Below are 14,526 nucleotides of genomic sequence, written 5' to 3' on the forward strand. Positions count from 1 at the left end.
CGTCGCTCGATCAGGCCGCTTGCGTCGCGAGCTGGACCGACAGCGGTGCCTCCGTCGCTGCGATCACCTGTTCCGCGGTCACGTCGGGGGCGAGTTCGATCAGCGTGAGCGTCCCCGCACGCTTGTCCACCTCGATCACGCCGAGGTCGGTGATGATGAGATCAACGACCCGCTTGCCCGTCAGCGGCAGCGAGCAGGCGTTGCGGATTTTGGGGCTGCCGTCCTTGGAGACATGGTCCATCACCACGACGATGCGCTTCACCCCAGCGACCAGGTCCATGGCGCCGCCCATGCCCTTCACCATCTTGCCCGGGATGGTCCAGTTGGCGAGGTCGCCGGAAACGCTCACCTCCATCGCGCCCAGCACCGCCATGTCGATATGCCCGCCCCGGATCATCGCAAAGCTGTCGGCGGAGGAGAAGAAGCTCGACGTCGGAAGCTCGGTGATGGTCTGCTTGCCGGCGTTGATCAGGTCCGCATCCACGGCGTCGTCATAGGGGAACGGGCCGATGCCGAGCATCCCGTTTTCACTCTGCAGCGTTACGTGGATGCCGTTGGGCACATGGTTCGCCACCAGCGTCGGAATGCCGATGCCGAGGTTGACGTAATAGCCGTCGCGCAGCTCCTGCGCCGCGCGCGCGGCCATCTGATCGCGGGTCCAGGGCATCAGGCGGCCTCCCTCTGGCGCACGGTGCGCTGTTCGATGTGCTTTTCGTTGATCGTCGCGAGCACGACCCGATCGACGTAAATGCCAGGCGTGTGGATGCAGTCGGGGTCGAGGCTGCCGGCGGGGACGATTTCCTCCGCTTCGACGACGGTCACTTTGGCCGCGGTCGCCATGTTCGGATTAAAGTTGCGCGCGGTCTTGCGAAACACGAGGTTGCCCGCCTCGTCCGCGCGCCAGGCCTTGATAATCGCGAGGTCGGCGCGGAGCCAGGTTTCGCGGACATACTCCTCGCCTTCGAACGTCTCGACCGGTTTGCCCTCCGCCACCACGGTGCCGACGCCGGTCTTGGTGTAGAAGGCCGGGATCCCCGCGCCGCCGGCGCGAATCCGCTCCGCCAGCGTCCCCTGCGGGTTCAGCTCGAGCTCGAGTTCGCCCGACAGATATTGCTGCTCGAACAGCTTGTTCTCGCCGACGTAGGACGAGATCATCTTCGCGACCTGCCGGCTTTCGAGCAGCGTCCACAACCCCAGCCCGTCGGCCCCGGCGTTGTTCGAGATGATGGTGAGGTCGGTCACGCCCGCCGCGCGCACCTCCGGGATCAGGCTCTCCGGATTGCCGCAGAGGCCGAACCCACCGCTCATGATCGTCATGCCGTCGCGCAGCAGCCCGTCGAGTGCCGCGGCGGGAGAGGGGTAGATCTTGTTCATGCGTCTCGCGTCCATGCTCGCCCACGGCGGGGCTTGCCTCTGCCTAAAGTCGCAGCGCCCGCGCGATGCAAGGCAAAAGCATCGCGCGGCGCTGAGGCGGCAGTGGGCGCGGGGTCAGAACTTCATCGTGGCGCCGAGCGAGAAGGACACGCCAACGTCATAGGCGTTGATGATCAGCTCGCTGCCGTTGAGCCGCTGCGTTTCGCGATAGTCGGTACCGAGGAGGTTGCGAGCCTCCGCCTTCAGCTCGATTATGTTATCGCCGACGGGGATACCCTGCCGCAGCACGAGGTCGAGGCGGACGCCCGGCCGTTCGATGAAGTCCGGGGTCAGGTTTGGACCTCGCTGCGTCGCGCGCGGGCTGGCATAGGTCAGCAGCAGCGCCTGCTGCGACAGCGTGTCCTCGTCCTCCAGACTGAACTGCAGGTTCACGAGGTGGCGTGATTGCCCGGTCAGCCGCAACCGCTGCGTCGTGTCGAACACCAGATTGGCGGCGATCGGCGCGGGCTGGCTAGTAAAGCTGATGGTGGTGTCGCCTTCGCGCACCTGAATGTCGCTGTCAGTGAAGGCGTAATTGCCGATCACCGCCAGGCGGCGCGACGACCAGAAGCTGCCCTCGCTACCGAGCGACGCCAGCGGAATATAGCGGCGCAGTTCGATCTCCCCGCCCCACAGCTTGGCGCGCGGTGCGTTGGCGAAGCTGGTGATGAGCGAGGACCCGAGATTGACCGCAGTCGCTTCGATCGGCTTGTCGATATGCTTGTAAAAGCCCGCGATCGACAGCTGCTGATCACGTCCGAAATACCATTCGTAGCGGGCTTCGGCATTCCACAGCGTGCTGTCGGTGAGGAACGGATTGCCGAAGAAGGTGCGCTGCGACTCGGTGTCGCGATAGGGCTGCGGCGCGAGCTCGCGGAACTGCGGCCGCGCGATGGTCTTCGACCCCGCGAGGCGCAGCTGCATGTCGTCGGCGAGGCTCCACGTCAGCGTCACGCCCGGCAGCCAGTAATCGCGCTCGAGCCGCGTCTGCGCGAGCGCCGGCTGGCCGAACAGCGCCGTCGGGGTAACCGACTGGTCGCCGCTTTCGTAACGCACGCCGAGGTTGAGCTTGAGCGCGTCGGTCAGCTCGACATCCGCCATGACGTAACCGGCGTGCGTCACCAGCGCCGCATCATAGGCTGCCGAGCCCAACCCGCCGGTGGTCTCGCGCAGCAGGATGTTCCACACCTGCGCGTTCACGTCGGACAGGAGATAGTCGATCCGCTGCTGCGCCACCGCCGCGGGCAGCGCGCCCAAGGGGAAGAATTCGAAGTCGCGTCGCACCGCGTTGCGGTCGTTGTCGGTGTAGGCATAGCCCGCCGACAGCGTGATCTCGCGATCGAACGGCAGGCGGTAGGCGACGTCGACCGCGCCGGACCACAGCGTATCGTCAAGCGTCGAGAAGCTCACACCTGCCGACTGGCCCGGCGAGCGCAGGTCGTTGACGTAATCGCCGATCGTGTCGGAGAAGGCGTAGCTGTAGCTGCGCTCGTATGGCGCATCGCGGCTCGACTTCGCCCAGCTGCCGCGCAGGTCGAGGCTGAAGTCGCCGAAGCGAAACTCGGCCACCGCCTGGCCGTCGATCAGCTGGCGTTCGTACCAACCGGTATTGCCCGTCTGTAGTGTCGCGTCCGGACGCACCGCGCTCTGGCTGACGGTGTCGAAATTATTGCCGACCGCCGCACGCGCCTCTTTCAGGCTGTCGCGGATGAACAGCCCGGTCAGGCGGAAGCGGTGGCGGTCGAGCCGTAGCCCCATCGAACCCATCAGGTTGGCGACGATGCGATTTTCGGTCGTAAGATAGCGGAAATCCGACGACGGCAGCAGTGCTTCGTTCGCGCTGCCCGGCGTGCCGGTGCGCGTGCCCGCCTGCTGACGCCCGCCGCGCGTGCGCCAGCTGTTGTCGAGTCCTCCGGTCACGACGAGGCCGAGCGTGGTGTCATCGGCCAGGTCCCAGCTCTCCCCCGCCGACAGGTTGACCGCCCAGTTGCCCGGCGTGTCACGGTTGCGCTGGATCAGCGAGGTGCCGGCGTTGTTGAGGCTGGCGGTGATGTCGACCACCTGCTGGCGCGTGAAGTTCTCGCCGATGACCAGCCGATTGCCCGAACCGATCGCCGCAGCGAGCGGTCCCGGAACGCTCCGCCGGCCGCTGTCGAAGCCCGTCCAGTCCGTCGGCGAGCCGAAGTAGGTGTAACCGAGTTCGAAGGTGGTGATGCTGTCCCCGCCGACCGACACGCCGACGTCCAGGAAGCCATCTTCCGGTGCGGAGCGCGTCGTCAGGTTGATCACCCCGCCGCCAAATTCGCCCGGGTAATTGGCCGAGAAGCTCTTCTGCACCACCGTCGACGCGAGGATCGAGGTCGGAAAGAGGTCGAGCGGCACCACGCGGCGGAGCGGCTCGGGACTCGGCAAGGGCGACCCGTTGAGCAGCGCCTGCGAATAGCGCTCGCCCAAGCCCCGCACATAGACGAACCGCCCACCGACGACGCTGAGGCCGGTCACCCGCCCGAGCGCCGCCGCGACGTCGCCCTCGCCGGTGCGCGCGATGTCCGCCGCCGACAGCACCGACACCACCGACGGCGCTTCGCGCGCCAGGTTTTCCCGGCGCCGCCCAGTGACGACAATGTCACCGGTGACGTCCGCCCCGGGGCCCGACACTTCGACCTCCTGCTGCCCCGCGGTGGACTGCGGAGCGTCCCCGCCCGCCGCCGGGTTGCTGGGCGCGACCGTGGCGATGGGGGTCTCCTGCGCCCAGGCAGGCGAGGCGAGCGCGGTGGAGCCGCACAGGGCGGCGAGCAGCAGGCGGCTGGTCATCGTGCGTTATCCGACTGGAGGAAGGTTCAGCCGGCGGCCGGGATCGACTGGCACGACATCGCGCCGGCGCCGAGCCCGCAGGTCCAGCTCTTCCACCAGTTGTCCTGATCGCCCCGTACCGCGCCGATGTAACCGGCATTGGAGAAGTAGCTCGACAGGGTCGTCGAATTGAATGCCGGGCGGCCGGTTTCATTGGCGCCGTTGACGAAAATGTTCGTCAGCGTCGACGTGCCGACCAGATTGTTGCTGCCCGCGTCAAACAGCGCCTTCACCGCCGCTGCATTGACGTCGGCGTCGTCGACGAACGGCGTCGCGCAGGCGAAGTAGAGCGAGTTGAGCTTCGGCGGCCCCTTCTCGTCGCTGCCGGTCGTCTGCACGGTCGCCGCAGTGTCGATGTCGAGGCACTGCGTGCCGGACACAACCCCGTTGACGAGCGTCGCGTCCATGCCGCCACGCAACTGAATCGGCGAGGCACTGCGCGGCGTCACGAAGGTGAAGTTCGACAGAAGCAACTCGGTGCGCGGCGTCGCGTCCACCGGCTTGTCCGTGGAGTCGCCCTCGATCAGCTTGTCGCCGCCGCCGGCCCGCTGCGTCGCGATGACGAACTGAAGCGCGCCCTTCCAGCCTGAGTCCATGTCGAGGCTGTCATCGTCGTTGCCGGTCAGCACCAGGTAGCGCCCGTTCACACGACCGCCGAACCATTCGATGCCGTCGTCCGAGCTGTTGTGCACCTGCACATATTCGAACACCGTGCCCGCGCCGACACCGCCCAGCGTGATGCCGTTGAGTTCGTTGTTGGTATCGACCTTGAAGCCCGAATGGCGGACTTGAAGGTAGCGGATCGTGCCGGAGCTGTCGTTGGCCGCGTTGCCGCCGTAGATCGAACCCGAGGTCCCTTCGACCGGCGCCTGGCACTGAACGCTGCCGCCGGTTGCGCCCGCATCGGCGCAGTCGCCAATGGGCGCGCGGCCGAGGATGACGAGCCCGCCCCATTCACCGATCGAATCCGGGGTCGACTGACCAATGACGTTGTTACGGCTGGTCATCACCACCGGCTTGGTCGCGCTGCCGTCGACGTTGAGCTGCGACCCGCGGTTGACGACGAGGAAGTCCGCGCCCGACGCGCCAAACAGCACCACCCCGGCATCGAGCGTCAATACCCCGCGCTGCGAACCCGCGATCGGCGCGTTGGCATCGGGACCCTGGTCGGTGCCGACCTGCACCTTGCCCGACAGCGAATAGATCGTGCCGGCGAGGTTCTGAAGCCTCAGCGCGCCGCCGATCGTGCCGCTGATCTGGCAGTTGCGACGGGTGTCGTTGGCGGCGACCTGGATGGTGCCGACGTCGACGGTCCCGGTTGGGCAGCTCGCCGCCGGCGTGCCGGCGGTCGGCGTCGGGGTGGGCGCCGGAGCGGGCGCGGGCGCCGGGGCCGGCGCCGGGAGAACGATCACGCCTTCGCCGGGCGAAGCCACGTCATCCGCGCCGCAGCCGGCAAGCGTGATGGCAGCGATGGACGCGCCGAGGACGGCGGTACGACGAACGTTGGAGATCATGAGTCGCGCTTCCCTGCCGGCCCATCCGGCTTGAGCGCGCCTCTGGCCGCCTTCCATGACTCAGACGTGGCAGACAGATGACCGCGGCGTGACGGTTTCGTTACGGGCCTGTGACAATGACCTAGCGCTTGCCGATGGCGCGCCATCCCCCTATCGCGCGCCAGTCGGGGAGTAGCGCAGCCTGGTAGCGCATCTGCTTTGGGAGCAGAGGGTCGCAGGTTCGAATCCTGTCTCCCCGACCATCACCCTGCTCACATGTCTTGCGAAGGGTTGGCGCGGCGCCGCTCGTCTGTGCTAGCGACCTGATCGTGGGGCCGCCTGCTTATTGCGAAGCGGCGATGCCTCGCCGTTACCGCCGCGTCGCCGAGAAGGAGTCATTCGTGATCCGCATTGTCGCAGTCGGAGGCACGGTGAACCCCGGCAGCGGGACGGAACGGGCGCTGGTGGTCGCATCAGACTTCGCGCGGCAGGCAGGAGCGGACGTGATGCTGTTCGACGGCGCCTATCTCTCCGCCCTCCCCTACTATGGCGGGCCGGGCCATGCCCCGGGGACAGGGTCAGAGCTGGTCGAAGCTGTGCGTCATGCGGATGGCCTCCTGATCGCCGCCCCCGGCTATCACGGCACCATTTCGGGCATGGTGAAAAATGCCCTCGACTTCCTCGAAGATCTCGCGCGCGACGAGCGGCCGTACCTCGATGGCAGGTCGGTCGGTCTCATCGCTACCGCGTATGGCGATCAGGCGACGATGAGCACGCTCATCACCATGCGCGGCATCGTGCACGCGTTGCGCGGCTGGCCGACGCCGATGGGCGCGACGGTGCGAACATATCGCGGGCTCTTCACCGAAGATGGACGCTGCACCGATCCGAGGGTCGAACAGCAGCTCGCGCTGGTCGGCCAGCAGGTCGTCGAAGGCGCCCGGCGATCGATGCGCGATCCCGTCGACGCCTGAACACCAGCCCCGTTCAGCTCGCGGTCGCGTGCATCGTCTCGCGACCGTCGCTCAGCGTGGCGAGCCCCAGCCCCTCCCCCTCCTCCATCGCGGCCAGCTTCAGCGGCCGATCGACAAACGCCGGCGAACTCGCGCGAAAGCGGAAGCGTCTGGGGGCACGCTCGAACACCTCGCTCGCCAGCGACAGCAGCAGCGTCGCCAGCAGCGGGCCGTGCACCACGAGCGCCGGATAGGCCTCCACCCCCCGCGCATAGGGGGCGTCGTAATGAATGCGGTGCGTATTGAAGGTCAGCGCGGAGTAGCGAAACAACAGTGCGGCGTCGGGCACGATGTCGCGCTGCCATTTCGCGCGCTCGAACGGCGACGTCGGCGGCGCCGGTGGAGGCTCCACTGGCGTCGTCCCGGGCGGCACGTCGGCACGATAGACGAGCTGCTGCACCTCCCGCACCGCGGGCTCGTCGTCGGCGAGGATGTCGTGCGCGACCGACACGAAGTGGAGCCGACCGCTCGCACCGTCCTTGTCCTTGCGCGACAGGACACGCGAGCGGCGCTCGACCTGCGCGCCGATGCGGATCGGGTGCAGGAACTCGACCTCGCTCCCCGCCCACATTCGTCGCGGCAGGCCCGCAGGCGCGCTGAGCAGTCCGTCGTCGAGCGGATGGCCATCGCGGCCCAGCGCACCCGTCCGCGCGTCGGGCGTGCACAGGCACCAGTGGATGCCGGACGGCATCAGCCCATCCCCCGGAAGGCCGGCGTCGAACGTCGCGCAGAAGCGCGCGGCGAGCGCCTCCGTCAGCACGTCCTGACTGACCCGAACCGCTTGATCGCTCACGCCCTCTTCTCCCGCAACAGACCTCTTGCGATGACCTCTGCCTGAATCTCCGCCGCCCCTTCAAAGATGGTGAGCACGCGGGCATCGCAAAGCAGCCGGCTCGCCTCATATTCGAGCGCGTAGCCGTTGCCGCCGTGGATCTGCACCGCCGCGTCGGCGCAGCTCCACGCCACGCGCGCGGCATAAAGCTTGGCCATCCCGGCTTCGATATCGCAGCGCCTGCCTTCGTCCTTGGCACGCCCGGCCGCATAGGCGAGCTCGCGCGCCATCAGGATTTCGGCGGCCATCATCGCAAGCTTGTCCGCGACGCGCGGGAAGTGCGCAATCGGCCGACCAAACTGCCGCCTATCGAGCGCATAGGTCCGGGCGACCTCGAACGCGCGGCGCGCAACCCCCACCGCGCGCGCCGCGGTCTGGATGCGTGCGCTTTCGAACGTCTGCATCAATTGCTTGAACCCGCGCCCCTCCTCACCCCCGAGCAAGCCGTCGCCGCAGACCTCGAAACCGTCGAACTGGAGGGCATATTCGCGCATTCCGCGATAACCCAGCACCGCAATTTCGCTGCCGCTCATGCCCGGTGCCGGGAACGGCGCAGCATCGCTACCCCTCGGTTTCGCGGCGAGGAACATCGACAGGCCAGCATATCCCGGCGCGTCACTGGTGCGCGCCAGCAGCGTCATCAGGTCCGACCGGACGGCGTGCGTGCTCCACGTCTTGGCGCCGTCGATGCGCCAGCCGTCGCGCGACGGTCGAGCCCGCGTGGCGACGCTCGCGAGGTCGGAGCCGACGTCGGGTTCGGTGAAGACGGCGGCGGGCAGGACGGCGCCGGCCGCGATGCGCGGCAGCCATTGTTCGCGCTGCGCATCGGTGCCCCCGGTCGCGATCAGTTCGGCTGCGATTTCGCTTCGTGTCCCCAGCGACCCCGCCGCAATCCACCCGCGCGACAATTCCTCAGAGACGATGCACATGGCGAGTTTGCCAAGGCCGAGCCCGCCGTGCGCTTCGGCAACGGTCACCCCGAACGTTCCCATCGCCGCAAGATCGTCCACGACCGCGTCGGGAATCAGGGCATCGGCGAGATGCCAGCCGTGTGCGTGCGGCAGGATGCGCTCGTCGGCATAACGACGATATTGCGCGCGCACGGCATCGAGCGTCGCGTCACCGCTGCTGTCATCCGGCTGGCGCCCGTCCAGCAGCGCATCCGCAACCCGCCGCCGGAGCGGCGCTTCCGGCGGGGGCGCTGCGAATTCCAGACCGAGCGAGGCGGGCCGGAAAGACTCGTTGGGGCCGATGGCGACCCCATGCGCCAATTGCGCCCGTGCCTCCACAATCGCGAGTTCGGCGATGTCGCGATCGTGACCAGCGCGTCGCTCTGCCCAGCGACGGACAGCTTCAATACCCGCGGCGAGCGTTGCCATCCAGGCCAAGCCGTGCGTGTCGTGCTGGGCCTCGATCCCGGGTGAGACCCCATGCCGGGTCACGACCGCTTCGCGCGCGGCTGCAACCCATGCCTGCGTCTGCGAGACCGTCTCATCCATCGGCGATCACCCCCCGCGCGTGAAGTGCTCGCACCTCCGCGTCGTCCATCGCCAACAGGTCGCGCAGGACGCTGAAGCTGTGCTGACCTAATTGCGGCGCAGGCCGCGCATCCCCGCGCTCGGCGGCCATCACATGCGCGAAAGCGCCTGCGGCCGGATATTCTGCGCCGCTCGGATTATCGGGCCGGCTGAAGATGGGATTGCCCTCGGTCCGCGCTGCTTCTTGCGCGGCTTCGAGCATGGTGCGGTAGCGGGCGTGGCATCCGCCGGCGGCGTCGAGCGCGGCAGCAAGCGCGGCGTGATCCCAGCCGGCGATCGCCACCTCGAACAGCGGATAGAGCGCGTCGCGATGGGTGAAGCGCGTTCCTTCGTCGCGCGCGAAACTGACGCTGCGTTCGGCTTCGACGGTCGCGACAGCGTCACTCAGTTGCAGAACGTCGACGACCGCACGCCACTGCCGCGGGGTGATCGCCATCAGCATGATGCGCTCGCCGTCACGCGTCACAAAGTCGCGACCGAACGCACCGTAAACGCTGTTGCCATAGCGCGGACGGTCCGTCCCGCGCAGCAGCACCTCCGCCAGCGCGCCCAGATTGGAGGCGGTGCCGATCGCCACATCCTCGAGCGGCACCCGCACCTCGCCCCCCTGCCCCGTCGCATCGCGACGTCGCAGCGCCGCCAGCAGGACGAAGGCCGCATAAGCGCCGGTGAGGAGGTCCCACGCGGGCAGGACATGATTGACCGGGCCGGGCCCCTCGCCCGTCTGAAGCGGATAACCGACCGCTGCGTTGACCGTGTAATCCAGCGCCGAACCACCGTCCGCCCGCCCCATGACGCGCACCGTCACGAGGTCTTCGCAGGATTGTCGCAGATGCTCGTGCGCGGTGAAGCCGTCCGCCGGGAAATTGGTCAGGAACACCCCCGCCCGCCCCACCAGCCGGGCCAGCAGATCGCGGCCCTCGCGCGAGGACAGGTCGATCGCCACACTCTCCTTCGCCCGGTTGAGGTTCTCCCAGTAAAGCGAGGCGCCCTCATCCGACACCGGCCAGCGGTGAAAGTCCGGGCCGCCGCCGATCTGGTCGACACGAATCACCCGCGCGCCCATTTGCGCGAGGTAAAGACCGCAGCTCGGCGCGGCGATGAATGACGACGCTTCGACGACGGTCAGCCCGCGCAGCAGGTCAAACATGCGGCGCGCTCAAACTGCCGCGGCCTCGCGTAACATGTTGCGGGCGATGACCAGCTGCAGGATCTGGGTCGTCCCCTCGTAGATGCGATAGATGCGCGCGTCGCGGAAGAAACGCTCCGCCTCATACTCTGCCAGGTAACCGGCGCCGCCGTGGATCTGCACGCATCGATCGGCGACGCGCCCGCACGCTTCGGACGCGAACATCTTGGCCGACGCCGCCTTGCGCAGGACATTCTCGCCGCGATCGGCCCGCGCGCACGCGTCTGCGATCATGCATTCGGCGGCGTAGAGTTCGGCCTCGCTGTCGGCGAGCATGGCCTGGATCAGCTGAAAATTCGCGATCGGTTCGCCAAAGGCCTGACGTTCGCGGGCGTAGCGGAGCGCCGTGTCGAGAATACGGCGGCCGTAACCGGCGCTCGCTGCCGCGACGGAAAGCCGCCCGTTGTCGAGGCTCTGCATGGCGATGGCAAAGCCGCGCCCCTCCTCACCTCCGACGAGCGCGTCGCCGGGCAGTTCAACGTTGTCGAAATAAAGGTCGCCGATGTGACTGCCCGCCTGCCCCATCTTCTTGTCGGACTTGCCGCGACTGATGCCCGGCGTGTCCATGTCGACGATGAAGGCGGACACGTGCGCGTTCTTGGGCAGCGCCTCCCGGTGGGTACGGGCCATGATGAGGCCGATTTTCGCGAACGGGGCGTTGGTGATGTACCGCTTGGACCCATTGAGCACATAACCGTTGCCGCGCCGCACCGCGGTGGTCTGCATCGCGGCGCTGTCGGATCCGGAACCCGGCTCGGTTAGCCCGAAGCAGGCGACCTCACCGGCGGCGAGCCTCGGCAACCAGGCCTGCTTCTGTTCGGCCGTGCCGCTGTTCTTGATCGCCGAACAGACCATGCCGAGGTTGATTGACGTGATCGACCGGTAGGCCGGAAGCGCGTAGCTGAGCACGCGGATCGTCTCGACATATTGCGAGATATTCATGCCCGACCCGCCGTATTCCTCCGGCATCGTCAACCCGAACAGGCCCATGTCCCGCATCTCGTCGACGATCGACGGGGGGATGGCGTCATGGGCGATCACGTCCGGCTCTGCGGGGATGAGCCGTTCGCGGACATAGCGTTTGAGCTGGTCGATGAACGCATCGAACACCTCTGCGTCCATGCCACGCGCCGGTTCGATCATGCTCGCATTCTCCGTCCCGAATCTGTGGGTGCCATCTTTACGCTCGCGCGGCTACGGGCAAGCAGGATCCGATCGAGGGAGCAACTATGTCACAGCCATTCACCGTCATGGTTACCGGCGGGGCCGGATATATCGGCAGCCACGCGGTACTGGCGCTGCGCGATGCCGGCTGGGACGTGGTGGTGGTCGACAATCTGGTGACCGGCTTTGCCTGGGCGGTTCCCGAAGGCGTCCCGCTGGTCGAAGCTGACGTCGCCAACCGGAACGCGATGGCGGAGACGATCGCGAGCTACAAGGTCGGCGCGATCATGCACTTCGCCGGTTCCGTCGTCGTTCCGGAGTCGGTCGAAAACCCCCTCAAATATTATCGCAACAACACCGCGGCCTCGGAGGCGCTGATCGAAACGGCGCTCGCTGGCGGAGTGCGACATTTCATCTTCTCTTCGACCGCCGCCACCTACGGCATCCCGGATCGGGTGCCCGTGCGGGAGGATATGCCGACCGAACCGATCAACCCTTACGGCCGCAGCAAGCTGATGACGGAATGGATGCTGCGCGATGTCGCGGCGGCCCATCCGATGAACTACGCCGCGCTCCGCTATTTCAACGTCGCGGGTGCGGACCCGGCGGGCCGGTCCGGGCAGTCGACGGCGGGCGCGACGCACCTGATCAAGGTCGCGGGCGAAGCGGCGCTCGGCAAGCGCAGCCACATCGCGGTGTTCGGCACCGACTTCGCGACCCCCGACGGAACCGGCGTGCGCGATTACATTCACGTCACCGACCTTGCCGCGGCGCACCTCGACGCGCTCGACGCGCTGATCGCCCAGCCTGATAGGAGCCACGTCATGAACTGCGGCTACGGGCGGGGCTTTTCGGTGCTGGAGGTGTGCGACGCGGTCGACCGCGTCGCTGGCGTGACGCTCGACCGGCGCATGGAGCCGCGCCGTGCAGGCGACCCGGATGCGCTGGTCGCCGACAACGCCCGCATCCTCGCGACCTTGCCGTGGCGCCCCAAACTCGACGACCTCGACACCATCGTCGCACACGCGCTGGCATGGGAGCGGCAGTTGAGCGAGCGCCGCCGCTAGGGCTTCAAGCCTCGCCACATGGCCAGCAGGTCGGCCACATCGCCGTGCGCCGCGCGCAGTGCTGACGCATCGTCCCCGCCAACGCGCGCCGCGATGCTACGAAACAGCGTCCTGAAGTCCGCCGCAAGCCGGGCATCGGCGCCATCGTCCAGCCCCTGCTCGAGTCCGTGCAGAAGGGCGAGCGCCTGGCTGCGTGGCGCGACCTGGGCGAGCGGCGAGGGCGCCGCGAGCATCTGGCCGAGCGCATCCAGCAGCTGTTCGTAAAGGATCAGCGTCAGCTCGTACGGGCTCGCCGCCGCGATCCGTGCAGCCACGGCGACACTGCGGTAGTAGGTTGCGGGCGCGACGGCCTCCCTCATCGCTCGGTCGCGTTCCACGCCGCGATCTGCTGCGTGAGATAGGCCTGGGTCGCACGAAATCCGCCCACCAGCCGATCCATCGAGGAAAAGCGCATTTCGAGCTGAGCACGGTAGGCGCTGGCTCGCCGCTCCGCGGCCGCGCGATCGTCGGCAATGCGCCGTGCTTCACCTTCCGCACTCGCTCGCGACCGCGTCAAGGCACCGTTCGAGCCGGATATCGAGTCACGCACGCTTCGCAGAATACCCGTGAGGCCCCCTGAAATGGTGACCCGCGCTGTGGCGGCCACGCCGGGCGACAGTTCGACGACAAGTCCCGGCGCACGCGAGCTCGATGGGGCCACCAGACGATCACCAAAGGCCTGCATGACTACGCCGTCGATCCGCCCGCTCGCAATCCCCTCCGGCGAAAGCGCGAGATCTGTGAGCGCATAAGCGCCCGGCAGTACGCGTCCCGGGTCACTGGTCACGCGGACTCCCGTACTGTCGCTCCTCGCCGCAGGTAGCAGTATTCTCGCGACGGCCTGCGGATCGCGCAGGAGGACCTGATCGAGTTGGGCCCGGTCAAAGCTCAGCTTGCCGTCCCGCTGCGTTTTAAGACCGAGTTCCGCAAGGGTCCCCGGCCCGTCGCCGCCGCTCCCCAACGGCGTCGTGGTCAATGTACGAAGCCGAGCGATCATCTCGCGCAGCGCCGGGTTGCCCCGCGCAGCTCCGACCGCCTCACCGGGCCGGTTGGCCGACAAGGCGGTGAGCCGATCGAGCAGCTCGTTATACGCGTCGGCAAAATCGCTGAGCAGGCTTGCGGCGGTCGTGTCCGGCCGGCTCGGGGTCAGGGTGATGCGGGCACCGGGCGCGGCGCCGGTGACGGTCAGCGTGGCTCCGCCGACGACGTCCACGAAACGGTCGCTGGCACTTGTGAGTTCGACGCCGTCGATGCGAATGCGTGCGTCGGCAGCGCTGCGGACCTTGACCGCCCCGTCGAAAAGTCCGGCGAGACGATCGTCGCCGCCTTCAACGGCGATGGTAAAGCCCGAGGCCGCGCCGCTCGGGCCGCTGATCGACAGGCGCTGCCCGCTCGCGTCGGTGAAAAGCTGCGCGCTCACGCCGGCGCCAGCGTTGGCCAGAGCGCGGGTGATGTCTTCCATCGTCGCCTCCGCCGCGATGTCGATGCGGCGGGTTTCGGTGTCGCCGACCTGAATCGCGATCGTCCCCGGACCGAAGCGCGCGCCGACGGCCTGGGGCAGCGTAACGTTCGTCTGCGAAGATGCGCGAGCGAGCACCTCCAATGTCAGCCCAGCGGCCGGCACGGCACCGCTGGCTTCGCCGACGCTGACCGCACCGCTATCGGATGGCACGAGGGTCGGCCGCAGACCGCCCGCCTGCACCCGGTCGTTCATCGCCTTCGCCAGCGCATCGAGCGCGCCGCCCGCTTCACCCAGGGCGGACAACAGCGCGCGGTTGGCGCTTTCGCGTCCGTCGAGTGCGGCTCTGGCCGGCGCGGCAGCAGCCGTGGCCAGAGATTCGACAAGCGCGCGAGTGTCGATGCCCGATCCCGCGCCGAGCGCGGTCGTGATGGATGTCGTCATGCCCCCTCCGTGCCCAGAATTA

Annotated in this window: 12 protein-coding genes and 1 tRNA gene; 3 read left to right on the top strand and 10 right to left on the bottom strand. The window is 67.7% G+C overall.

Translation table 11 applies throughout. From position 1 onward, the window contains the following. Positions 1-10: 10 nt before the first annotated feature. The 4 genes from ACRYJK_RS03965 to ACRYJK_RS03980 all read right to left on the bottom strand — a co-directional run bounded on the left by ACRYJK_RS03965 (position 11) and on the right by ACRYJK_RS03980 (position 5,780). Positions 11-667, bottom strand: coding sequence for a 3-oxoacid CoA-transferase subunit B (locus ACRYJK_RS03965; protein WP_482666277.1), 657 nt, complete (start codon positions 665-667; stop codon positions 11-13). Further along, positions 667-1,374: a CoA transferase subunit A gene (locus ACRYJK_RS03970; protein WP_482666278.1), complete on the bottom strand. Its 708-nt coding sequence runs from the start codon at positions 1,372-1,374 to the stop codon at positions 667-669. The genes ACRYJK_RS03965 and ACRYJK_RS03970 overlap by 1 nt, the downstream gene beginning before the upstream one ends. A gap of 114 nt (positions 1,375-1,488) precedes the next feature. Beyond that, positions 1,489-4,227, bottom strand: coding sequence for a TonB-dependent receptor domain-containing protein (locus ACRYJK_RS03975; RefSeq protein WP_482666279.1), 2,739 nt, complete (start codon positions 4,225-4,227; stop codon positions 1,489-1,491). Positions 4,228-4,253: 26 nt separating this feature from the next. Then, entirely contained in the window at positions 4,254-5,780 is a 1,527-nt protein-coding gene (locus ACRYJK_RS03980) for a hypothetical protein (protein WP_482666280.1), read from the bottom strand. Between the two features lie 165 nt (positions 5,781-5,945). Between ACRYJK_RS03980 and ACRYJK_RS03985 the strand changes: the two genes are divergently transcribed. Next, positions 5,946-6,022: transfer RNA gene (locus tag ACRYJK_RS03985), tRNA-Pro, on the top strand. A gap of 96 nt (positions 6,023-6,118) precedes the next feature. Then, positions 6,119-6,733 (top strand): NADPH-dependent FMN reductase, encoded by a 615-nt coding sequence (locus ACRYJK_RS03990; RefSeq protein ID WP_482667392.1) that lies wholly within the window; start codon positions 6,119-6,121, stop codon positions 6,731-6,733. Positions 6,734-6,746: 13 nt separating this feature from the next. Here ACRYJK_RS03990 and ACRYJK_RS03995 read toward each other — a convergent pair whose 3' ends face one another. Genes ACRYJK_RS03995 through ACRYJK_RS04010 form a run of 4 tightly spaced genes read right to left on the bottom strand, consistent with a single transcriptional unit; the run spans position 6,747 to position 11,474 of the window. Next, positions 6,747-7,565, bottom strand: coding sequence for an HTD2 family dehydratase (locus ACRYJK_RS03995; protein WP_482666281.1), 819 nt, complete (start codon positions 7,563-7,565; stop codon positions 6,747-6,749). Continuing rightward, a complete protein-coding gene (locus ACRYJK_RS04000) occupies positions 7,562-9,103 on the bottom strand; it encodes an acyl-CoA dehydrogenase family protein (RefSeq protein ID WP_482666282.1) in 1,542 nt (513 codons plus the stop codon). Before ACRYJK_RS04000 ends, ACRYJK_RS03995 begins: the two co-directional genes overlap by 4 nt. After that, the gene (locus ACRYJK_RS04005; RefSeq protein WP_482666283.1) at positions 9,096-10,292 is read right to left on the bottom strand and encodes a CoA transferase; all 1,197 of its coding nucleotides are present in this window, start codon (positions 10,290-10,292) and stop codon (positions 9,096-9,098) included. The genes ACRYJK_RS04000 and ACRYJK_RS04005 overlap by 8 nt, the downstream gene beginning before the upstream one ends. A gap of 9 nt (positions 10,293-10,301) precedes the next feature. Then, positions 10,302-11,474, bottom strand: coding sequence for an acyl-CoA dehydrogenase family protein (locus ACRYJK_RS04010; protein WP_482666284.1), 1,173 nt, complete (start codon positions 11,472-11,474; stop codon positions 10,302-10,304). 86 nt (positions 11,475-11,560) lie between these two features. Here ACRYJK_RS04010 and galE point away from each other — a divergent pair, with 86 nt between their 5' ends. After that, positions 11,561-12,562 (top strand): UDP-glucose 4-epimerase GalE, encoded by a 1,002-nt coding sequence (gene galE / locus ACRYJK_RS04015; RefSeq protein WP_482666285.1) that lies wholly within the window; start codon positions 11,561-11,563, stop codon positions 12,560-12,562. On the opposite strand, the gene ACRYJK_RS04020 is transcribed toward galE, so the two are convergent. Both ACRYJK_RS04020 and fliD read right to left on the bottom strand, forming a co-directional pair. After that, positions 12,559-12,921 (bottom strand): hypothetical protein, encoded by a 363-nt coding sequence (locus tag ACRYJK_RS04020; protein WP_482666286.1) that lies wholly within the window; start codon positions 12,919-12,921, stop codon positions 12,559-12,561. The genes galE and ACRYJK_RS04020 overlap by 4 nt on opposite strands. After that, positions 12,918-14,504, bottom strand: coding sequence for a flagellar filament capping protein FliD (gene fliD / locus ACRYJK_RS04025; protein WP_482666287.1), 1,587 nt, complete (start codon positions 14,502-14,504; stop codon positions 12,918-12,920). The genes ACRYJK_RS04020 and fliD overlap by 4 nt, the downstream gene beginning before the upstream one ends. Positions 14,505-14,526: the final 22 nt, after the last annotated feature.

The organism is Sphingomonas sp. BLHR8 (assembly GCF_056821725.1).